Genomic DNA, 21112 nt, shown 5'->3' on the forward strand with positions numbered 1-21112 from the left:
GCTCAATGGATCGGAACGAACCGGACCTCATCGGTGACCGGGGCGGGACCCCGCGCACGCGCGAAGCCGCGTCCTGTCCCGCCGACCAGAGGTCCGCCCATGACCACAGCCGATCCCACGACCATGCCTCCCGAGTCCGAACCCGATCCCGAACTCGCATCCGAACGCCGTCATCTCGCGGCGGCCCGCGCCGCCCTGAACCGCATGCGCGAGCACGTCGACGCCACCGAGCTGCTCTTCGGTGACGTGGTCAAGGACAAGGTCACCGACGCCGCCCTGCGCCGCGGCCGTGAGCGTCGACTCGCGGAGCTGACCGACATCCCCGACGCGCCCCTGTACTTCGGACGCCTGGACTTCGACCACGGCACCGTCTTCCTGGAGGAGGACGAAGAGGGCGGGTCCGGACCCCGGGCCGCCGACGAGCCCGACCGGATCCACATCGGCCGACGCCACGTGTACGACGCCGACGGCCGCCCCATGGTCCTGGACTGGCGCGCGCCCATCAGCATCGCCTACTACCGGGCCTCGCCCGCGGACCGGATGCTGGTGCGCATCCGGCGCCGCTACGGGTTCACCACCACGCCCGACGCCGACGGTGAGCCTCGGACGCTCCTCACCGCCTTCGAGGACGAGGACCTCCTGGCCGACCCGGACGCACCGGCCCCCGCCAGTGAGCTCCTCACCACGGAGATCGAACGGCCGCGCACCGGACCCATGCGCGACATCGTCGCCACCATCCAGCCCGAGCAGGACGATCTGGTCCGAGCACCGCTGGAGACCACCCTGTGCGTCCAGGGCGCTCCCGGCACCGGCAAGACCGTCGTGGGCCTGCACCGCATCGCCTACCTGCTCTACACCGAGCGCGCACGGCTCTCCCGCACCGGGGTGGCGATCATCGGGCCCAACCGCTCCTTCCTGTCCTACATCCGCGACGTCCTGCCCGCCCTCGGCGAGGTGGACGTCCACCAGACCACCGTCGTCGACCTGCTCACCCGGGACCTGCCCGAACGGGCCAGGCACGCCCAGGGATGGATCCGCCGGATGGAGACCCCGGATGCCGCGCGGGTCAAGGGTTCCGCGGTCATGGCCGAGGTGCTCCGGCGCGACCTGTGGGCGAACCTGCGCGAACCGGAGGAGACGGTGATGGTGCGCGAGGGCTCGCGCCGGTGGCGGCTGTACCCGGAGGACGTGCGCCCGCTCGTCACCGAACTGGCCGAACGCGGGGTGGCCTACGGTTCGGGGCGTGAACTGCTCTCGCACCGCATGGCGCACGTGATCCTCACCCGAATGGAGGCCGAGGGCCGGACCTGTGACGACCGCACCCACACACGGGTACGCAGGGACCCGGCGATCCGTACGGCGGTCACCGCGCTGTGGCCCAAGGTCGACCCACTGAAGATGGTGCTGGGGCTGTTCACCGACCCCGAACGCCTGGCCCGCGCGGCGGAGGGCCTGCTCACCGCCGAGGAACAGGCCCTGCTGCGGCTGCCGGGCAACCCGCGCGGCCCCAAGTCCGCGAAGTGGTCGGAAGAGGACCTGGCGCTGGTGGACGAGGCGGCGGCGCTGATCGAACGCCCTTCCGGGATGGGGCACGTCGTGGTGGACGAGGCCCAGGACCTGAGCCCGATGCAGTGCCGGGCGATCGCGCGACGCAGTGGTTCCGGGTCGCTCACGGTCCTCGGGGACATCGCCCAGGGCACGAGCCCCTCGGCCGCGCGAAACTGGTCGACGCTCCTGGAACACCTGGGAAAGCCCACCGGCCACCTGCACGTGCTGGACCGTGGCTACCGGGTGCCCGCGCAGATCATCGACTTCGCCGCCCGACTGCTGCCCACCATCGCCCCGGGGCTGGGGGTTCCGTCCGCGGTGCGCCGGTCGCCGGGGGCGCTGCGTCTCTCCCCGGCCGTGGGCGACCTGGCCCCCACGGTGGCGAAGGCCTGCCGCGCCGCGCTCAAGGGTGAGGGGTCGGTGGGCCTGATCGCCGCCGACCACCAGATCGCCGAACTGAGGTCGGCCCTGGCCGCCGAAGGGGTGGAGGCGCCCTTGTTGGGCGAGGCCGGTCTGGACGACGCGCGACTGATCGCGGTTCCGGCGAGCCTGGCCAAGGGCCTGGAGTTCGACGCCGTGGTGGTGGTCGAGCCCGCCGCGATCGTCGAGGCCGAGGAACGGGGAGCCAACCGCCTGTACGTGGTCCTGACCCGAGCGGTGAGTTCGCTGCACGTGGTCCACGGCCGTGCCCTGCCACCCGAACTCACCTGAATTCGGACACGCGTCCGGCCGCGAGGGGACCTTCGACCGGAAATGGTCGGCCCGGGCGAAACCTCGCCGCCACTTTCCACGTCCGACAGGGGCGAGGACACGTGTGAAGGGGGAGCGGTGATGCGGGGAGTCGTCCTCGACGATCTCAGGTATCCGGAGGGGACGGGGGACCCGGCCCTGGACCGACGGCTGTGGCGGGCGTTGGAACAGGCCGGGGCCGATGAACCGGAACGCGCCGGCGAGGATCTGCGCGAACTGCACCGGGAACTCGGCGAGCGGCTGGGCGCCGACCATCCCGACACCCTGTCCGTTCGGGTCCACGCGGCGCTGTGCCTGGAACGGAGGGGCGACCCGGTGGGGGCCGCCGTCGACCTCAGCGGACTATGGGGAGAACTGTCCGTGAGCGTCGGCCCCCTGCATCCCCACATGCTCGCCCTGCAGGCCGAGATCGCCCGGCTGTGGGGAGAATCCGACCTCGTCGACCTGGCGGCCGATGGCTATGGCCGCCTCGTGGACCTGCTCGAACAGGCCCGTGGCGTCGACGACCCCGACTCCCTCGCCGCCCGGGAACGGCAGGCCTGGTGGACCGGGAAGACCGGACAACCGGAAAAGGCCGCGCTCGCCTACGCCGACCTGCTGGACCGACAGCGCCGCGCTCTGGGCCCCAACCACGCCGACGTCCTGGAGAGTCGTGGGGAACTGGTGCGCTGGTACTCCGCCGCCGGCGACCGGGCGAGGGCGGCACGGGTCTGCGCGGACCAGGTCGCCGCCCGAGAGCGCGTCCAAGGCCTCTCCCACCCCGACACCCTCGCCGCCCTCCTCCAATCGACGAGACTGCACTCGGAGGCCGGGGATCCGGCCGGCGCGGCGCGGGCCTGCGCCGCGCTACTCCGTGCCCGGCTGACGACGAAGCCGCTCCGAGACCGTGAGGTCCTCAACACCCGTCGGATGCTCGCCCATCACCGGGTCGAGGCCGGGGACCTGCTGCGGGCCGAACACGACTACGAGGAGCTCCTTCCGGACCTGGAATCCTCCCTGCCGTCGGACCACCGCATCACCCTGCTGGCCCGGTTCGGCCGTGCCCGCCTGCTGTTCCTGTTGGGCGAGACCGACCTGACCAGGACCGAACTGGCCCAGACCCTCCCCGGCCTGCGGCGGGTGTTGGGGGAGGACCACGAGGACGTACTGGACGCGTGGTTCCTGCTGGCTGCCTCCATGGTCACCACGGGCGAATCGGAGGAGGCGCTCATCGAGGCCGAGGCGCTTCTGCCGCGGCTACGCGACCGGTACGGTCCGCGCCACCACACGACCCTGTTCGCTCGGGCGCATGTCCTGGAGGGACGCGGCGACCCGGCCGCACTCGATGTCTACGGGGAACTGCGTGCCGAGTGGGAGCGAGCCCTGGGCCCCACCCACCCCAACACCCTGCTCGTCCGGCTCCGGCTGGCCACCGAGGGCGACCTGTCCGAGGAGGTCGAGCGGCGCGCGCTCACCGCCCTGTTCGAGGAGTTCCGCACGGCGTTGGGACCGACCCACGGGCTGACCGTCATGTTCCGGGCGCTGCTCATCACCCTGGAGGAGGACGAGGTCACGTCCCTGTCCGAGTTGGGCGAGCTTTACCGGCGGTGCGTGGAGAACCTGGGGACCGACGCCCCCGGCACCCGGGCCGCGTTGGAGGCCTACACCGAGTGGCTGGGGCACGTCGTAGGTCGGGAGAGCGGCCTGGAAGGCCCCGACACCCCCGAGGTTCCGGAGGGTGTCGGGCGGCAGGCGTGACGGCGGGTCAGCTCAGCCGCTCGGGCGCGCGGACCCGGTCGCCACGTCGCTTCCAATGGCCGGGGACCAACCCCACGGCCAGCAGCCACAGGGCGACCGTCACCAGGTGGAGGCGTTCCGCCATCCCCAACGCGACCCCCGGGGAGCCGTCCCCGGACGAGAGGTACACGCCGGCGGCGAGCACCAGGACGACCACGGCGGCCACCGCCTGCGCGGCGGTGATCAGCGCCAACACGATCCAGGAGCGTTCGCCCGCCACGTGCCGGTCCCTGGTGAGCGCGGCCGAGGCCACCAACGCCGCGAGGGTCGCTACCACGGCCAGCGGCGGTTGGAGGACGCTCACGCCGCCCATCCCCTCCACCACGGACTCCACCGCGCACGCCGCGTCGGTGGACACCACACACCGCCCGGGCAGCAGGGACGAGATCAGGGACGTGACGCCGAACACGACCATGGACCACCACGAGATCGTCAGCCACCGGCGCGGTCGCTCGGCGCCCAGTGCCAGCCCGAGGCCGGCTGCGAGCACGACCAGGATCGCGGCGGTCCGATGGGCGCTGTCCAACATCCGCCCGAATGTGGAGTCGGGGTCGGCCAACGCGCCGGTGTCGGAGCCGAGCCCGACAGGAAAGACGACCTCCAGTGCCCACATGCTGTAGACCACGGCGGCCACCACCGCGGCCACACGGCCGTCACGGTGGTCCCAGTGCAGGTGTCCGGTGTTCGAGTGGGACATCGCGTTCCCCATCCGCCGATGACTCGCTTATGTCTCTCGGACGCGACCTGACGTCCGCGCGTTCCGTTCCTGCGGGGACACTGGTCGTCCTGGGACCTTACGTCACCCAACTCGCGGCGGCACTGTTATCCGCGGGTGCGTGTTCAGGCGTCATCATCGGGAAGAGCATGGAAACACCGGCGGGGGACGAAGTTCCCATGGCCGCCGATACCTACGGAAAGGGCGCACGCAGATGAACGGCGCTACCACGACACGATGGATCGTCGTGGGGGTGGACGGCAGCGACTCCAGCAGGCACGCGTTGGAATGGTCGGCGCACCAGGCCATGCTTCGTGGTCTGGGCGTGTTGATCGTCGCCGCCGCGCGCCCGCTGGCCACGGACGGTTTCGACGTGTGGTCGAGCGTCGAGGAACAGGCTCGGGCGACGGAGGGCTCGGGGGCACGAACTCTGCTCGACCACGCGCAGGACTGGGTGTCACGGCTGTTCCCCGAACTGTCCGTGCGTACCCGGATGTCGTTCGACCGGCCCGCCCAGGCCCTGATCACGGAGTCCCACGAACCGGGGGTGGCGGCGGTCGTGGTGGGCTCGCGCGGACTGAGCGGGATCGCCGCGGCGTTCGTGGGGTCGGTGGGCATCGAACTGGCCGCTCGTTCACCTGTGCCGGTCATAGTGCTGCCCCGGGACCACGCCGCCGCGCACGGGGTGCGCAGCCGGGTCATCGTGGGGGTGGACGGTTCCGAGCCAAGCCGTCGGGCGTTGAAGTTCGCCTTCGACCAGGCGGAGTTCGCCGACGCCGACCTGGTGGCGGTCAGCGCCTGGCAGCCGTTGGTGGCGTTCGCCGCCGCGACCGGACCCATCCCGCCGGAACTGTTCGACGACGCGACGGCCGCGGAGGCCGCCAGGCAGGCCCTGGACGAGGAACTGATGGACCTGCGGTTGGCGCGGTCCAACGTCCGGGTGCGCACACGGGTGGTCCGCGCGCACCCGGTGGTGGCCCTTCTCGAAGAGGCCACCCCCGCCGACCTGATCGTGGTGGGCTCGCGCGGCCGCGGCGGGTTCCGCGGCCTGCTGCTGGGCTCGGTGAGCCACTCGGTCCTGCACGGCGCCCGGGGCCCGGTGGCCATACTTCGTTGATCTGCGAAGACCCGACAGTGGTCTAGGCGGTGTTTTTTCGGGCCTCCGCCGGCGCTTCGTCCCACCCGTCGCCCGCCGCCAACCCTCAACGGACGCCTTCGGCGCAGCCTTGTCGGGGGTTCGGCGACCCCCGTGTGACGAACAGCACGGTGTGTCGTCGTGGATACGCCTCCGGCCCGCAGTGCAGGGAAAAGCGGCCCCGAGTCGTGCCGGGGCGAGCCCGTCGAGCGCGTGTGGGCGCACCGTGGTCGAGTGCCCGAATCCCTTGCCATGCAGCGGAATCCGATATCTCGCGCGGCCATTATTAGACCACTGGCCTAGACCAATTGGTCAGTTCTGCTCCTCGTCGTTCATCATTCGAGAGATCTCGTCATTCGAAGAGGAGCCGTTGTGACTGCTGACGTGGGTATTGACGTGGGCACCGCCCTGACCGACAACGAAGAACTCATCTCCTGGGTTCGTGACGTCGCGGAGCTGACCAGGCCGGACGAGGTCGTGTGGTGTGACGGCTCCGAGGAGGAATGGACCCGCCTCACCGACCTACTGGTCGAGCAGGGCACGTTCACCCGCCTCAACTCCGAGAAACGGCCCAACAGCTTCTACTGCAAGTCCGACCCGAGCGACGTCGCCCGAGTGGAGGACCGCACCTTCATCTGCTCCGAGCGCGAAGAGGACGCGGGCCCCACCAACAACTGGATCGCCCCGGACGAGATGCGCGACACCTTCGGCGAGGTCTTCAAGGGCGCCATGCGCGGTCGCACCATGTACGTGGTGCCCTTCTGCATGGGCCCCCTCGGCGGTGACATCTCCCAGCTCGGCGTCGAGATCACCGACTCCCCCTACGTCGTCGTCTCCATGCGCATCATGGCCCGCATGGGCACCGCCGCCCTGCGCCTCATCGAGGAGCGCGGCGATTTCGTCAAGGCCATCCACTCCGTCGGCGCCCCGCTGGAGCTCGGACAGCAGGACGTCGCCTGGCCCTGCAACACCACCAAGTACATCTCGCACTTCCCCGAGACCCGTGAGATCTGGTCCTACGGCTCCGGCTACGGCGGCAACGCCCTGCTCGGCAAGAAGTGCTACGCGCTGCGCATCGCCTCGGTCATGGCCCGTGACCAGGGCTGGCTCGCCGAGCACATGCTGATCCTCAAGGTGACCTCGCCGCGGGGCGAGTCCCACTACGTCGCCGCCGCCTTCCCGAGCGCCTGCGGCAAGACCAACCTCGCCATGCTCCAGCCGACCATCCCCGGCTGGAAGGTCGAGACCGTCGGTGACGACATCGCCTGGATGCGCTTCGGCGCCGACGGACGGCTGCGCGCCATCAACCCCGAGGCCGGCTTTTTCGGCGTCGCGCCCGGCACCGGCGCCAAGACCAACGCCAACGCGGTCGAGACACTGTGGGGCAACAGCATCTTCACCAACGTCGCCCTCACCGAGGACGGCGACGTGTGGTGGGAGGGCCTCACCGAGGAGCCCCCGGCCGGCCTGACCGACTGGAAGGGTCGTCCCTGGACCCCCGAGTCCGGTGAGCCCGCCGCCCACCCCAACTCCCGCTTCACCACCCCGGCCGGGCAGGCCCCGACGATCGCCGACGAGTGGGAGGACCCCGCGGGTGTGCCGATCTCGGCCATCCTGTTCGGTGGCCGTCGCGCCACCGCGGTGCCGCTGGTGAGCGAGTCCCTCAGCTGGCAGCACGGCGTCTACCTCGGCGCCAACGTCTCCTCCGAGAAGACCGCCGCCCAGGAGGGCTCCGTCGGTGAGCTGCGTCGCGACCCGTTCGCGATGCTGCCGTTCTGCGGCTACAACATGGGCGACTACTTCGCCCACTGGCTGAAGATCGGTGCCGGCGCCGACCAGGCCGCGCTGCCCAAGATCTTCTACGTCAACTGGTTCAAGAAGGACGCCGACGGCAAGATCGTCTGGCCGGGCTTCGGTGAGAACAGCCGCGTCATCAAGTGGATCGTCGACCGGCTCGAAGGCGAGGCCGAGGCCGTGGAGACCCCGATCGGTCTGGTGCCGACCGCCGACGGCATCGACACCGAGGGGCTGGACATCTCCGACGAGGACATGAGGTTCGTCCTCGACGTCGACACCGACGTCTGGAAGCAGGAGGCCGCGCTGGTCCCCGAGTTCTTCAAGACCTTCGGTGACAACCTCCCCAACGAGCTCTGGGACGAGTACCACGCGCTGGTGAACCGCCTGGAAGGGTGACCATCCAGGTCGTCCCCTCCCTTTCCGCGCATCGGGGGTCGACCGACTGCGAGGGGGCGCGGGCACGACGGTGCCCGCGCCCCCTCGTCGTGGGTCAGCGACAGGAGACGTGGCCGGTGCGGAACGTCGTGTCCTGCTCAGAGACGTGCATCCGTCCCTGGACGTTGCCGATCGAGGCGATGCCGGTGGTGAAGGACGCGGACCGGCCCGCGGAGATCACCTGGGGCCCGCCCTTGCGTTCCAGCCGACCGATCTGGCCGACGCGCAGCTCCACGGTGATCCGGCTTCCGGAGGCCTTGGAGTAGCTCACCCTCGCGGTGGTGCAGTCGGTGGTCCGGATGGTGAGGGTCCCGTGGGTGAGCGCGGCCGAGTCGGCGGCCAGGGTGCCGACCTCGTCGGGATTCTCCACGGTGTCGGCGTACTCGGGGTTCTCGGCCAGGAAGGTCTCCAGGCTCTCCACATCATCACCGACCTCGTAGAAGCCATCGTCGGTGATGATGACCTCCACGGAGGAGCGCTGCGCGCGATCGTCCTCGGCGACCGCGGCGGAAGGGGCGAGGAGGACCGAGGCGGTGGTCACGGCGGCGAGCGCGGTGAGTCGGGACAAGGGTCCACGGGGGGAGAGGAGGGTGGGCACGGGTGGTCCTTCCGAGGACGCTGGAGTGGGGAGAGCGGCGCTGAGAACGTACCAACCGGTACGTCGGGGTCCAAGGGGCGAGGTCTCGGCGGACGGGGCGGGGGACAAATGCGGGCGTTCATCCGTTCCGGGGGCGGGGCCGGTCGGGGCGTGTTAACGATGACCAGTCGATACCCGTTTCTCCTGCTGGGAGCCCCGATTGTCCACCCTGCTGCTGCTTGCCGCCCTCTTGATCGTCATGGTCGCCGGCGCCGTACTGATCTCCCGACGCCTCCAGGTCGACGATGAGTTCTCCGGCGGTGCCCTGGGCGCCACCATCGCTCCCTGCGTGCTCGCCCTCTACCTCGTGGCCGCCGCCATGGGCGCGGTGATCGCCTGGGAGAACTTCACCACCGCGGAGGACGGGATCGTCGCCGAGGCCGGCGCGGCGCAATCCTTGTACTGGAGCACCACCGCCCTGCCCGAGGACGAGGCCACCGTGGTTCGCGAGAACCTTCGCGCCTACCTGACGACCGTGGTCGAGGACGATTGGCCGCGCATGGTGGCCGAGGGGGAACTCAGCACCGAGGGGGACGAGGCGATGGCCGAACTGACCACGTCGGTGCGCACGCTCTCGGCGTCCGACTCCGGTGACGGTCTCGACCGATTGACCGCGCGCCAGGAACTCGGCAACCTCAGCGACGCGCGCGTGGCCAGGTCCGACACCGCCGGGGACGACATTCCGACGCTGTTGCTGGTGCTGACCGCCGCGTCCGGCGCGGTGGTCGCGGTGATGCCGTTCGCGATGATCAAGCGCGGTGCCCGGGTGGCCTACCTGTGGGCCGCCGTCAACCTGCTGTTCGTGTTCGCCACCATCGCGCTGCTCTTCTACATCGGTGATCCCTACGCGTCGGCGTTGAAGGCCGACGCCGAGGGGTTGACGGCGGTGCTGGCCACCTTCGAACGCGTCGACTCGACGATCGTCACGCCCTGACCTCCTTACCTTTGCCGGGTGGCGCCGGCGCGGCCGGCACCGGCGGCGGCGACGGCGCCCACCACGGCGATGAGGACCATGGTGCGCATCGGTGTGAAGACCCCGGACGCGGCGTCGGCGGTGGTTCGGTCGGCGGCGACGAGGGGTTCCTGATGGGCGGTCTCGACCACTCGGGCCGCCTCCGCCGGTGTGCGGGGCTCCGCGGGTTCGGCGGGTTCGGGCGCCGGTGGTGTCTCGGGCTCGGGCGATCGCGGTGCGGCCGGTTCCGCGGTGGCCGGCGTCGGTGTCGGCGCGGTCGTGGTTTCGGGGACGGGAACCTCGGGGACGAGCCGGCCCGGTTCGGGCACGGGCTCGGGCAGGAAGGCCGGCGGTGACAGCGGGCAGTCGCCCGGACCGATCACGACCGTCACCTCACCCGCGCACACGATCACCCGGTCCGGGCCGGACTCCACATAGGTGTCGGGGGTGTCCACACGGACGTCCTGGGGCCCGGCCGTGACACTCGTGTCGGGGGGCGGGGCGTACCCGGACTCGTCGGCCTGGGCCGCCGCGCAGGAGCACAGCACGACTCCGGCGGCGAACAGGAAGGGAAACGCACGCGGCGGGCGAGGCACGCTACTCCTCGTGGCTGGTCATGGACACGGGGTAATCGTACTCCGCCGGGTCCCCTCCCGTCCCGCGAACGGGGTGGTCAGGGCGAGTGCAGGCGCAGGACCGCGTGTTCGGCCCATTCCGGGGGCCGGGTGAAACGTGAGACGACCATCATCGTCAGGAACGCCAAGGGGATGGTCCAAGCCGCCGGTTGGGCCAACAACACGGTCCCCCACCCCGGGAGCGTGGGCAGCAGGATCGACCACCCCACCGCCCCGGTGGCGGTGGCCCCGCCCACGATCAGTCCGGCGGCGGCGCCCGGCAGGGTCAGCCGGCGCCACCAGATCCCCAACACCAGCAGGGGACAGAAGGTGGACGCGGCGACGGTGAACGCCCACACCACCAGTGCGTTGATGTCGATCATCTGCGCGGGCAGCGCCAACAGGACGGACACGCAGGCGCCGATCACCACGGCCAGCCGCAGGCGGGGCACACTGCCTTGGAAGAGGTCGTGCGACAGCCCGCCGGCCAGGGCCAGTAACAGCCCGGAGGAAGTGGACAGGAAGGCGCCGAAGGCACCCGCGGCGACCATCGCCGTCAGGAGGGTCCCCACCGAGCCCGGGACCGCCTGTGCCGGCAGCACGACCGTCACGGTGTCGGTGCCCTGCAACATCACCAGCTGTGGGGTGAGCACGCGGCCCAACAGCCCGTACACGGTGGGGAACAGGTAGAACAGTCCCAGCAGCGCGATCACGCCCACGGCCACCCGGCGGGCGATCCGCGCGGTCGGACTGGTGTGGAAACGCATGATCACGTGCGGCAGACCCATACAACCCAGGGTGATGGCGAGCAGCGTCGACCAGGTCTCGAACAGCGGGTAGCCGCCCAGGTCCAGCAGGGGAGTGCTCCACCGTTCACCGCCCAGCTCCGGCAGGCCCTCGGGGTGCGGGATGGTGGCGCCCTCCGGGAACACGTACTCCGTGCCCTGCTCCACGGAGTGCCCTCCCGCGGCGAGCTCCAACTCCTCGCCGTCGGCGGTGACCACGGTGACCGGTTCGTCCAACGTGAACTCGGTACCGATGGTGAACTCCACCGGCGTGGCCTGTGGGAAGTGCGTACCCCATTCGGGGTGCAGCGCCTCGGAGCGGGTGTCGGCACCGGCGTGCACCACCAGGTAGATCGCCGGCACCGCCAGGAACGTCAACTTGATGACGTAGTGGAAGGCCTGCACGTAGGTGGCCGAACGCATGCCGCCCGCCGCGATGGAACCACTCACCACCAACCCGGCCAGCAGCACCCCGACCCAGTAGGGGGTTCCGCTGACCAGGCTCAACACCACCCCGGCCCCCTTGAACTGGGGGACCAGGTACAGCAGCATGATGATCAGCACCACGCAGCCGCACAGCTTCCGCAGACGGGGCGCGCCCAGTCGGTACTCGGCGAAGTCCGGCACGGTGAAGGCGCCCGAACGTCGCATCGGTCCGGCCACCAGCGCGACCACGGCCACGTACCCGGCGGTGAACCCCGCCGCGTACCACATGGTGCCCAACCCGTTCTTGAGCAGCAGTCCGGCCAGGCCGAGCACGGAGGCGGCGGACAGGTACTCACCGGCGATCGCCAGGGCGTTCCAGTTCGGCGACACCCGCCGTGAGGCGACCAGGAAGTCGGAGGTGGACCGCGCGGCCCGCACCCCGTAGATCCCGATGACCAGGCTCGCGACGAGCACCAGGCCGATGGCCAGGACGGCGGAGGTCATGAGGTCCCGTCATCGAGAGGGGGCGGTTCGTCGTCACGGGGCGACCGGTCGACGGCCCCGTCCCGAGCGACGGCCTCGGCCCGGTCCTCCAGACGTTCGGCCGACCGCACGTGCCACAGCGCCAGGCCGAACAACGACGGGTAGATCGCCACGGTCAGCAGCAGCCAGGAGATCGGTACCTCCATCACCCGGAGGTCTCCGAGCGAGGGGAACAGGGAGAAGGCGCCGCTCAGCCCGAACAGCACCAGCCCCAGCAACGTCACGGTGCGCACGGCCTTGCGTCGCTGCGCGCGGAACAGCGCTCGGGCGGCCTCGGTGTCCACGGGTTCGGGTACCGGCTGCAGGTGCTGCACCGGCCGGTTGCCCCTGGCCAACGCGATCCTCGTCTGCGGGCTGGTGAGCTTCTCACGGCGTGGACTCAACTACTGCTCCTTGGCCGTCCCCGGGCGCCCGGTCGCCGAACGGCCGAGCTGGTCGCGCTTGGCCGCCTCCAAGAGTTGGGCGCGCAGATGGCGTCCGTGGCGGCGACTCACGGGCACGTCCCCGGCCGGGGTCCCGGCCACCAGACCGGAGGAGGAGGTCACCCGAAGGTCCCGGACCCAGGGGATGGCGATGAGGAAGCCCCGGTGCACCCGGACGAACCCGGCCGAGGCCCACACCTCCTCCAGGTACGACAGCGACAGCCGGATCAGGTGGGTGCCCTCGGCGGTGTGCAACCGCACGTAGTCACCTTGGGCCTCCACGAACTGCACGTCGTCGCGCTTGACGAACACGGTGCGCCGGCCGGTGTCGATCTGCACCACGTGCAGATCCTCCGCCGGGGAGGAGGTGGCGTTGGAGTCGCGCAGTTGCGCGATCCGGCCCACGGCCTCGGCCAGGCGCTCGGGACGGATCGGTTTGAGCAGGTAGTCCACCGCGCCGATCCCGAACGCCTCCACGGCGTGCGCCTCCGACGCGGTCACGAACACGATCGACGGCGGCTCCGACATCACGCTCAGCACCCGGGCCACGTCCATACCGTCCAACCCGGGCATGAGGATGTCGAGGAAGGCGGCGTCGATGTTGGTCGTACCCAACAGCCGCACCGCCGAGGCCCCGTTCGAGGCCACCAGGACCTCCGACACCTCGGTCATGTCGCCCAGGAGCGAGGCCATCTCCTGGCGGGTGGACGCCTCGTCCTCCACCACCAGCACACGGAGTTCGGGGTTCATCGCACGACCACCCCGGGTGCGAACCTCGGTACGCGCACGGTCACCTTCGTTCCCTCCCCCAGTGCGGTTTCGATCATCAGACCGTACTCCGGTCCGTAGACCGCTCGCAGCCGCTGGTCCACGTTGGCCAGACCGACGCTACGGGCCTCGGGCCCGGTGCCCGCGAGGAGGGCGCGTGCCAGTTCCGGGTGCATGCCCACCCCGTCGTCCTCGATCTCGATGACGCAGAGCGGACCCTCACCGAAACCGGACACGCTGATGTGACCACGTCCCTCCTTGCGTTCCAGTCCGTGCCGGATCGCGTTCTCCACGATCGGTTGCACCACCAGGAACGGGATGGCGATCGGCAACACCTCGGGCGCCATCCGCACGGTGATGTCCAACCGGTCGTGGAAACGGGCGCGCTGTAGTTCGAGGTAGGTCTGCGTGGCCTCCAACTCGTCGGAGACCGTGGCGTAGTCGCCCTTGTCGGAGAACCCGTACCGCAGGTAGTCGGCGAAGTCCGACAGCAGTTGGCGGGACCGGTCGGGGTCGGTGCGTACCAACGCCGCGATCACGGCGAGGGAGTTGTGCATGAAGTGCGGGGAGATCTGGGCGCGCAGGGTACGCAGATCGGCGGCGGCGATCCGGGCCCGGGCCCGGCGCAGCGCCGCGTGGTCCAGGCTGTCCGAGACCAGCGCCGCGGCCGCCTCGACGTCCGACTCCACCGGTTCGCCGATGGCCACCAACGCGCCGGCGAGTTCGTCGGCCACGTGCAGCGGGACCGCGCAGACCGAGGTGCCGTCCGCCAGGCGGGTACGGGCACTGCCGCCGTACTCGAAGACCTGGGCCAGGACGGCCTCGATCTCCTCGGGCCCGGGACGGACCCCGCTCGCGGTGACCGGCCCGTCCAGGTCGGCCAGCAGGACACCCTCCACGGAGAGGATCCGACGCAGCCTTCTTGCGGCCGCGCCCACGCTGCGACCATGCAACCCGTCCTGGAGGTCGACTCCCAGGGCGTGGACCTGGCGCATCAACTCGACGCTCGCCCGACGATCCGAAGAGGAGGGGCGCCGGGAGGGGGAAAGCCACGACAGCCACCGATACGACACGCACCGATCTTATCCCCGCATAGTGTGTCAACGGTCACGTCGAAGGGGTGCCTTTCCGAATTCACGTGGAATGGCCCGCCACCCCCGGGAGGAGGGGTGACGGGCCGGGACGCACGGTACGCGGTCGGGAGATGGCCACGTTCCGTGCGTGGCCCCCGTAAGCGGCTGACCGGGGGCCGGGGAAGGACCTCGGGGCTGTTCCGTGAATCACGCCGAAGCGCCGGCGGAGGCTCTGAGGGCCCCGCCTAGTGGTCGACGGCCTTCTCGGAGCCCGCACCGGTGAGGGCACGAACCTGGAGCATCGCGAACTTGTCGAAGTCCTGCTCCTTGGACATGTACGTGCCGACGATGGCGCACAGGAGGCTGATCGGCACCGACACCAGGGCCGGGTTGGGCAGCGGGAACCAGGCGAAGTCCACGTTCGGCATGAGCGCGGTCTCCGAACCGGACACCACCGGGGAGAAGAACACCAGACCGACGGCGCTGATCAGACCACCGTAGATACCGGCCAGGGCGCCGGAGGTGTTGAAGCGCTTCCAGAACAGGCTCAGCAGCAGGGTCGGCAGGTTGGCCGAGGCCGCCATCGCGAACGCCAGCGAGACCAGGAAGGCCACGTTGAGGTTCTGCGCGAAGATCGCCAGAACGATCGCCACCACGCCGACGCCGATGGCGGCGAAGCGGGCGACCCTGACCTCTTCGGCGCCGGTGGCCTTGCCCTTGCGCAGGACCGAGTTGTAGAAGTCGTGTGCCAGCGAGGACGACGAGGCGATGACCAGACCCGCGACGGTCGACAGGATCGCCGCGAACGCGGCCGACGCGATGACCGCCAGCAGGATCGCACCGGCCATCTCGCCGCCGATGCGCTCACCCACGACGGTGGCCAACTGAGGTGCCGCCGTGTTACCGGCCGCGTCCTGGGCCGTGATGGCCTCGTGTCCGACCAGGGCGGCGGCGCCGAAGCCCAGCACCAGGGTCATGACGTAGAAGGTGCCGATGAGGCCGATGCCCCAGTTGACGGACTTGCGGGCGCTCTGCGAGTCGGGAACGGTGTAGAAGCGGATGAGGATGTGCGGCAGACCCGCGGTGCCCAGGACCAACGCCAGTCCGAGGCTGATCAGGTCCAGCTTGTTCCACAGGGTCTGGATCGGGTCGCCGGCGACCTCGACCCCGTAGCGCAGGCCGGGCTCCAGGAACCCGGCCGCGTTACCGTCCGCCGCCGCCTGGCTGGAGTTGGCGGCGTCGGTCATCAGGGCGCCGAGGTTGAAGCCGTACAGCGAGAGGGTCAAAAGCGTGAGCAGCGCGGCGCCGGCCATCAGGATGACGGCCTTGACGATCTGCACCCAGGTGGTGCCCTTCATGCCGCCGAAGGCCACGTAGATGGTCATCAACAGACCGATGACGACGATGCCGACGATCTTCGCGGTCGGCGCGTCCATGCCGAGGAAGGTCTGACCCTCCTGGATGCCCAGGAGCAGGGCGATCAGGGCGCCCGCGCCGACCATCTGCGCGAGAAGGTAGAAGATCGACACGACGACGGTCGAGATCGCGGCGGCCGTCCGCACGGGGCGCTGCTGCATGCGGTAGGAGAGAACGTCGCCCATGGTGTAGCGGCCGGAGTTGCGCAGCAGCTCGGCGACCAGCAGCAGGGCCACCAGCCAGGCGACGAGGAAACCGATGGAGTAGAGGAAACCGTCGTAGCCGAACAGGGCGATCATGCCGGCGATGCCCAGGAACGACGCGGCGGACATGTAGTCACTGCCGATCGCGAGGCCGTTCTGCAACGGAGAGAAACCGCGACCGCCGGAGTGGAAGTCGGTGGCCGAACGGGTGTTGCGGCTGGCCCAGATCGTGATGCCGATCGTGGCCGCCACCATCAGGCCGAAGAGGACCAGGGTGACCAGACGGCTGCTGTCACTCATGGCCGCTTCCTGTGCGAGGATCATCGGCCCGCCTCCTGGTCGTTGCCGCCGTTGGCGCCGTTCTGAAGCTCGGTGCGCAGCTCGGTGGCGCGCGTGTCGAAGTTCCGGTTCGCGTACCTCGTGTAGAGGATCGCGATGCCGAAGGTCGAGACGAACTGGAGGATCCCGAAGACCAGTGCGACGTTGACGCCGCCGAACAGTTCGATGCCCATCACGCCGCGGCCGAAGGCGGACATCAGCACGTAGAGCAGGTACCAGGCCATGAAGGCGATACTCATCGGGAAGATGAAGCGGTACAGCCGGTGCTTCAGGTCGATGAACCGTGGATCCGCGTGCATGGTCACGTAGGCGGAATCCTTGATGGGCTCGTCTCCACCCCCGTTCTCGGGTGGGGGAGCCGGGTCCTGCGCGGGCCTGTCGGTTGCCATGGTGTCGGTACCTCCGGGGGGATGGGCGGGACGGTGACGCTGGTCAGGACACATCTCAAAGGTGTGACCTGCGTTACTCGGCACTGTAAGGAGCGACACCCCACATTGAGCAGGGGGCGCGCCCGGGCGCGCGCCGAACGCGGGTGCGAAGCGTCGAGCGGTCGCCCACCGTGCGGTGAACGGTCGCCATCCACGACGAACGGTCGCCGGGTGGTCGTGTCCAGGGTCGTTGGGACTCGTCTTCCGGGATGATCGGCCCCCTCACCCCGCAGGATCCCCGTGCGCACGGCCGTCGAACCGACGTGGCCCCGGCGGACGCTCCGCCGGGGCCACGGTCGTTTCGGCCGGTGGTTCCTCACCCTCGCAACAGTTGCTCCACCACACGTCCCACGCCGTCCTCGTGGCTGGGCGGGGCCACCAGCAGCCCCAGTTCCGGGTCGAGCAGTTCGGGGTGGCCGCTGCGCATCGCGTAGCCGGCGCCGGCCCAGGTGAGCGAGGACCGGTCGTTGGGCATGTCGCCGAAGGCCACGACCTCCTCGCGGGAGACCCCCCATTCCTCGCAGAGCAGTGCCAAAGTGCTGCCCTTGTTCACCCCGGTCGCGCTCACCTCGACCAACCCGGACGAACCGGAGTAGGTCACCTCCGCCAGGGGGCCGATGGACTCGGAGGCGGCGTCGAGCATCAGGTGCACGGGCATGGCGGTGGACCGGGCGAGGAGTTTGGTGACGGGGTTCGCGGCCGCCAGCAGGGCGTCGGTGTCCTCCAACACCTCGGTCACCCAGTCCCGGGGCATCCAGGACTCCAGCGTGTAGTCGGCGTCGTGGTAGAAGCCGACGCCGGTCTCCACCGCGAACCCGACCTCGGGCAGAGCGCCCCGGAGCTTGTCCACGAGGGTTCCGGAGGTGTCGCGGTCGATCGCCCTGACCAGTGGTTCGCGGCCGGGCACCTGGGCGTGGGCACCATTGCCGCAGACCACCGCGGCGCACTCGAACAGTTCGGCGATGGCGGCGGTGTCGCGGGGTGGTCGGGCGGTCACGATGACCACCCGGATTCCGGCGTCGACGGCGTCGTTCAGAGCCCTGAGGTTGCGTTCGGAGACCTCACCTGATCGGCCCAGGAGGGTGCCGTCGAGGTCGGTGGCGATGACACGGGGAAGGACCATGGGACGAATTATGGCCGTCCCCGGTGACGGTTTCGAAGGGGGCGTCGGTACTTCTCACGTGGATGTGTCAGGAGCCGCGGATCGCCGGGATCCGCTCGACCACCCCGCCCCGGAACACGTCGTACAGGTCCAGGGACTCCAGGTGGACGTAGCCGATGTGGCAGTCGCAGGTGGTCAGCGGGCAACCCGAGGGCCCGAGTCGTTCGCGGAAGGACCCGTCGTAGAGGTTGCCCAGGGGGAGGTCCACGAAGTGACAGCGCCGCACGTTTCCGTCCCCGTCAACGGACAGCACACTCTCACCGGTGCGACAGGGAAGGTCACGGCTGGGATGGGGCAGCCGACTGTAGTGGAAGTGCGGGTCGATCCGCTGCCAGGTCGCGGCTTCGGCGTCGGTGTAGGAACGTCCCTCGGCCGCGTTCACCCACAGGTACACCTCGTCGGGCAGGGCGGCGCGCATCCGAGTGGCCGCCTCCACGTGCTCGGGCAGCCCCACTACGCCGACGCTGAACCGCACCCCGAGGTCGATGAGCTCGCGAGCCTTGGCCAGGAACCGCTCGTGGGCGACCTCACCGGGGTGGTAGGTGGTCCACAGCGCCGCCGAGTCGAGGTCGCAGTCGGCGAGCCAGCCCAGGCGTCCGCCCAGGTTGGTCTGGATCGCGACCCGGTCCACGTGCGGCAGTCGGCTGAGCCGGACGATCGCCCGCCGGTACCAGGACCGGACCAGACCCTCGCCCCACGGGGTGAACAGCACCGAGATCCGGGTCCCGGGATCGTGCTCGGCGCGTTCGGCCACCCAGTCGGTGAAACGCTCCAGCGCCGCCCGGTCCACTCGCAGGGTGTCGGGGGAGTCCCGACGCTTGGCGAACGGGCAGTACGGGCAGTCGTAGTCGCAGCTGGCCAGCGGGCCCCGGTAGAGCAGGGTCAAGTGAGCGGGCAGGGCGGCGCGCGCGGGGGGACCCATGGTCGGGTCCGGGAGCGGCACGGCGGAGTCGGACGGCACCGGCCTCACCCCGCCTCGTACTCGGCCATGAGCCGGTTCACCCGAGCCGAGAACAGGTCCGGCCCGATCGAGTCGGAGTGGGCCAGCCCCTCCTCGGTGAGCCGGATCGTCGCGGCGTCGACGGAGTCCTCCCCGGCGACCAGCCACCCGCGCGCGGCCAGCGCGCCGAATTCCTCGGCGAGATCCGCCACCGGGTGGCCGCCGAACCGTTCGGCGTAGGCCCGCGCGTCCAGGCCCTCCACCCGCAACAGCGACTGCAGGACGTGGCGGCGCCGACGTTCCTCCTCGTCCAGGTGGAATCCCACCTCGGCACGGGCGAAGTCCCCGGCGTCGCGCCCCACGTAGTCCTCGATGATCGACCGCACCTTGCCCACGCCCACCGCGTAGTCGAACGAGTAATGGGTGCCCGAGGTGTAGGAGCGCGCCCCACAGCCCAGCCCCACCATGCCGTCGGTCTGGCAGCAGTGGTCGGGGGCGGTCGTCTCGGCGGCGTCGGCCCGTCGGAACATGCGCATAGACACCTGCTCGTAGCCGTGCTCGCGCAGGTGGTCGCGGCCCCGCCGATACAGGGACAGCCGGTGGTCGTCCCACTCTCGGGCACGACGGCCCAACCCGGTCAGCGGCCGCACGTACAGCGGGTACAGGTAGACCTCCTCCGGCGACCAGGACAGCGCCGTGTCCAACGAGTACCGCCAGGTGTCCGGGGTCTGCCGCTCGATGCCGTAGATGAGGTCGACGTTGAGGTCGGCGTCGGTGCACGCCCGGATGTCGGCCAGGGCGCGGTCCACCTCCGCGCGTTTTTGCGGCCGTCCGGCGGCGTGCGCCTCACTGTCGATGAAGCTCTGCACCCCCATGCTGATCCGGGTGGCGCCGCGCTCGGCCAACACCGCCAGCCGATCCGGGGTCGCGGTGGCGGGCGAGGTCTCCACCGAGGTGGGGATCGCGGTCAGATCCACGCCCAGGGTGCGTTCGAGCAGGTCGTAGACGCGGACCAGTTCCGTGGCGGTCAGGTAGGTGGGGGTGCCTCCGCCCAGGGCCGCGCGGGCGAACGACGCGTCCTCGGGCAGACAGGAGGCGACCACGTCGGCCTGCCGCTCAAGGGCGTCGAGGAAGGCGGTCACCTGCTCGGCCGGGGGAGTGGAGCGGGTGAACAGGTTGCAGAACCCGCACCGCATCTCGCAGAACGGGATGTGCGCGTACAGCGACAGCGCGCTCACGTCCTCGCCCCGCCACAGGTCGGCCAGGTGGGGCCGGTCGTCGAAGGGGCGGTAGGCGGTCTTGTGCGGGTAGGCGTACACGTACGAGCGGTACGGGGAGTCCGCGCGCACGGGTTCGGTCATGGGGACGAGGCTCACGCCTTCTCCTTCTTCTCGTCGGGTGCCGGGGCCTCGGAACGGTAGCCGTGCGGCAGGACCGCGTGGGTGTAGGGAACGGTCCACACGACCTCGTGACCGATCCGGTGCCCGGTATGGCCGTCCTCGCCGTAGGCGGTGCCGTGGTCGGAGCACACGATCGCGAAGCAGGGGCGCCGGGCACTCATGGCCGCCAACAACGGTGGCAGGTGCCGGTCCACGTACTCCAGCGCGGCCGCGTGGCTGGCGCGGGTGTCCCCGGCCTCCCGGGTCGCACCGGGCAGGTGGAACCAGTTGGGCTGGTGCAGGGCGGCCACGTTCAACAGCAGGAACAGGGGGCGGTCGGCGGGGACGTCCTCGCTGATCCGCACGGCGCATTCGACCTGGTTCTCGAAGGAGTGGGGGTCGGCGACCCCGAACGACTCCTCCCAGTGGCTCTCGGCGAACAGGTTCGGCAGCACCGACCCCAGCGCCGACCGACGGTTGAAGAAGCCCGTGCCGCCCACGCAGGCGGTGTGATAGCCCTCGGCCGCCAGCCCGGAGGCCAGATCGGCGGTCTCGAACGTCCAGGTGCCGGGGGCGGTGGACACGCTGCCGGGGAACGACGCCGCGAACAGGCGCGGATGGGGCCCGGGCGAGGCGGGGGTGGGCAGGAACCCGGACAGCATCGCCAGGTGGGAGGCGTAGGTGAAGCTCCCCGGCGCGTGCCGCTCCTGCCAACCGCCCGCGGGCAGCAACCGGGCCAGGTGGGGCGTGCGCCCGGCGGCGGCGAGTTCGACCGCCACGTCGTATCGCAGCGTGTCCAGGGTGAGCAGCAGAAGGTCGTGCGTGCCCACCACGGTGTTCATGTCCGGGGTGGCTCCCGGCAGGAACGG

Annotated in this window: 18 protein-coding genes; 5 read left to right on the forward strand and 13 right to left on the reverse strand. The window is 70.3% G+C overall.

All coding sequences use genetic code 11. From position 1 onward, the window contains the following. The first annotated feature begins 99 nt into the window (after positions 1-99). Complete coding sequence (locus tag ACWGSK_RS08130; RefSeq protein WP_452455499.1) at positions 100-2259, forward strand: HelD family protein; 2160 nt, start codon at positions 100-102, stop codon at positions 2257-2259. A gap of 120 nt (positions 2260-2379) precedes the next feature. Continuing rightward, on the forward strand, positions 2380-4035 hold the full coding sequence (locus ACWGSK_RS08135) for a hypothetical protein (RefSeq protein ID WP_358507054.1): 1656 nt from the start codon (positions 2380-2382) through the stop codon (positions 4033-4035). A 7-nt stretch (positions 4036-4042) separates the two neighbouring features. Here ACWGSK_RS08135 and ACWGSK_RS08140 read toward each other — a convergent pair whose 3' ends face one another. After that, the gene (locus tag ACWGSK_RS08140) at positions 4043-4771 is read right to left on the reverse strand and encodes a DUF998 domain-containing protein (RefSeq protein ID WP_452455500.1); all 729 of its coding nucleotides are present in this window, start codon (positions 4769-4771) and stop codon (positions 4043-4045) included. 232 nt (positions 4772-5003) lie between these two features. On the opposite strand from ACWGSK_RS08140, the gene ACWGSK_RS08145 reads away from it, so the two are divergent. Both ACWGSK_RS08145 and ACWGSK_RS08150 read left to right on the forward strand, forming a co-directional pair. Beyond that, positions 5004-5906, forward strand: coding sequence for a universal stress protein (locus ACWGSK_RS08145; protein WP_358506907.1), 903 nt, complete (start codon positions 5004-5006; stop codon positions 5904-5906). A 402-nt stretch (positions 5907-6308) separates the two neighbouring features. After that, on the forward strand, positions 6309-8117 hold the full coding sequence (locus ACWGSK_RS08150; RefSeq protein ID WP_452455535.1) for a phosphoenolpyruvate carboxykinase (GTP): 1809 nt from the start codon (positions 6309-6311) through the stop codon (positions 8115-8117). Positions 8118-8211: 94 nt separating this feature from the next. Here ACWGSK_RS08150 and ACWGSK_RS08155 read toward each other — a convergent pair whose 3' ends face one another. Continuing rightward, positions 8212-8754, reverse strand: a complete 543-nt coding sequence (locus ACWGSK_RS08155; RefSeq protein ID WP_358506909.1) for a hypothetical protein — start codon at positions 8752-8754, stop codon at positions 8212-8214. A gap of 199 nt (positions 8755-8953) precedes the next feature. Here ACWGSK_RS08155 and ACWGSK_RS08160 point away from each other — a divergent pair, with 199 nt between their 5' ends. Beyond that, positions 8954-9727, forward strand: a complete 774-nt coding sequence (locus ACWGSK_RS08160; RefSeq protein ID WP_358506911.1) for a bestrophin-like domain — start codon at positions 8954-8956, stop codon at positions 9725-9727. A gap of 5 nt (positions 9728-9732) precedes the next feature. On the opposite strand, the gene ACWGSK_RS08165 is transcribed toward ACWGSK_RS08160, so the two are convergent. From ACWGSK_RS08165 to ACWGSK_RS08215, 11 genes are all read right to left on the reverse strand, one after another. Next, positions 9733-10341, reverse strand: coding sequence for a hypothetical protein (locus ACWGSK_RS08165; protein ID WP_452455501.1), 609 nt, complete (start codon positions 10339-10341; stop codon positions 9733-9735). Between the two features lie 77 nt (positions 10342-10418). After that, a complete protein-coding gene (locus tag ACWGSK_RS08170; RefSeq protein ID WP_452455502.1) occupies positions 10419-12074 on the reverse strand; it encodes a sodium/solute symporter in 1656 nt (551 codons plus the stop codon). Next, positions 12071-12496, reverse strand: a complete 426-nt coding sequence (locus ACWGSK_RS08175; RefSeq protein ID WP_358506916.1) for a hypothetical protein — start codon at positions 12494-12496, stop codon at positions 12071-12073. Before ACWGSK_RS08175 ends, ACWGSK_RS08170 begins: the two co-directional genes overlap by 4 nt. Continuing rightward, entirely contained in the window at positions 12497-13285 is a 789-nt protein-coding gene (locus tag ACWGSK_RS08180) for a LytR/AlgR family response regulator transcription factor (protein WP_358506918.1), read from the reverse strand. Continuing rightward, a complete protein-coding gene (locus ACWGSK_RS08185) occupies positions 13282-14298 on the reverse strand; it encodes a sensor histidine kinase (protein ID WP_358506919.1) in 1017 nt (338 codons plus the stop codon). The genes ACWGSK_RS08180 and ACWGSK_RS08185 overlap by 4 nt, the downstream gene beginning before the upstream one ends. A 323-nt stretch (positions 14299-14621) precedes the next feature. Beyond that, entirely contained in the window at positions 14622-16319 is a 1698-nt protein-coding gene (locus ACWGSK_RS08190; protein WP_358506921.1) for a solute symporter family protein, read from the reverse strand. After that, entirely contained in the window at positions 16316-16723 is a 408-nt protein-coding gene (locus ACWGSK_RS08195; RefSeq protein WP_358506923.1) for a DUF485 domain-containing protein, read from the reverse strand. Before ACWGSK_RS08195 ends, ACWGSK_RS08190 begins: the two co-directional genes overlap by 4 nt. Positions 16724-17078: 355 nt before the next feature. Beyond that, positions 17079-17885, reverse strand: a complete 807-nt coding sequence (locus ACWGSK_RS08200; protein WP_452455503.1) for an HAD family hydrolase — start codon at positions 17883-17885, stop codon at positions 17079-17081. Between the two features lie 67 nt (positions 17886-17952). After that, the gene (locus tag ACWGSK_RS08205; protein ID WP_358507058.1) at positions 17953-18846 is read right to left on the reverse strand and encodes an STM4011 family radical SAM protein; all 894 of its coding nucleotides are present in this window, start codon (positions 18844-18846) and stop codon (positions 17953-17955) included. 44 nt (positions 18847-18890) lie between these two features. Further along, complete coding sequence (locus tag ACWGSK_RS08210; RefSeq protein ID WP_358507060.1) at positions 18891-20225, reverse strand: STM4012 family radical SAM protein; 1335 nt, start codon at positions 20223-20225, stop codon at positions 18891-18893. A gap of 11 nt (positions 20226-20236) precedes the next feature. Further along, complete coding sequence (locus ACWGSK_RS08215; RefSeq protein WP_452455536.1) at positions 20237-21085, reverse strand: STM4013/SEN3800 family hydrolase; 849 nt, start codon at positions 21083-21085, stop codon at positions 20237-20239. Between the last annotated feature and the right edge of the window lie 27 nt (positions 21086-21112).

This window comes from Nocardiopsis sp. NPDC055551, from assembly GCF_053619415.1.

Excerpts from the sequence above, each read along its gene's own strand:
- ACWGSK_RS08130 (WP_452455499.1), top strand. The coding sequence starts at position 100 with ATGACCACAGCCGATCCCACGACCATGCCTCCCGAGTCCGAACCCGAT.
- ACWGSK_RS08135 (WP_358507054.1), top strand. The coding sequence starts at position 2,380 with ATGCGGGGAGTCGTCCTCGACGATCTCAGGTATCCGGAGGGGACGGGG.
- ACWGSK_RS08140 (WP_452455500.1), bottom strand. The coding sequence starts at position 4,771 with ATGTCCCACTCGAACACCGGACACCTGCACTGGGACCACCGTGACGGC.
- ACWGSK_RS08145 (WP_358506907.1), top strand. The coding sequence starts at position 5,004 with ATGAACGGCGCTACCACGACACGATGGATCGTCGTGGGGGTGGACGGC.
- ACWGSK_RS08170 (WP_452455502.1), bottom strand. The coding sequence starts at position 12,074 with ATGACCTCCGCCGTCCTGGCCATCGGCCTGGTGCTCGTCGCGAGCCTG.
- ACWGSK_RS08180 (WP_358506918.1), bottom strand. The coding sequence starts at position 13,285 with ATGAACCCCGAACTCCGTGTGCTGGTGGTGGAGGACGAGGCGTCCACC.
- ACWGSK_RS08185 (WP_358506919.1), bottom strand. The coding sequence starts at position 14,298 with ATGCGCCAGGTCCACGCCCTGGGAGTCGACCTCCAGGACGGGTTGCAT.
- ACWGSK_RS08190 (WP_358506921.1), bottom strand. The coding sequence starts at position 16,319 with ATGATCCTCGCACAGGAAGCGGCCATGAGTGACAGCAGCCGTCTGGTC.
- ACWGSK_RS08195 (WP_358506923.1), bottom strand. The coding sequence starts at position 16,723 with ATGGCAACCGACAGGCCCGCGCAGGACCCGGCTCCCCCACCCGAGAAC.
- ACWGSK_RS08200 (WP_452455503.1), bottom strand. The coding sequence starts at position 17,885 with ATGGTCCTTCCCCGTGTCATCGCCACCGACCTCGACGGCACCCTCCTG.
- ACWGSK_RS08205 (WP_358507058.1), bottom strand. The coding sequence starts at position 18,846 with ATGGGTCCCCCCGCGCGCGCCGCCCTGCCCGCTCACTTGACCCTGCTC.
- ACWGSK_RS08210 (WP_358507060.1), bottom strand. The coding sequence starts at position 20,225 with ATGACCGAACCCGTGCGCGCGGACTCCCCGTACCGCTCGTACGTGTAC.
- ACWGSK_RS08215 (WP_452455536.1), bottom strand. The coding sequence starts at position 21,085 with ATGAACACCGTGGTGGGCACGCACGACCTTCTGCTGCTCACCCTGGAC.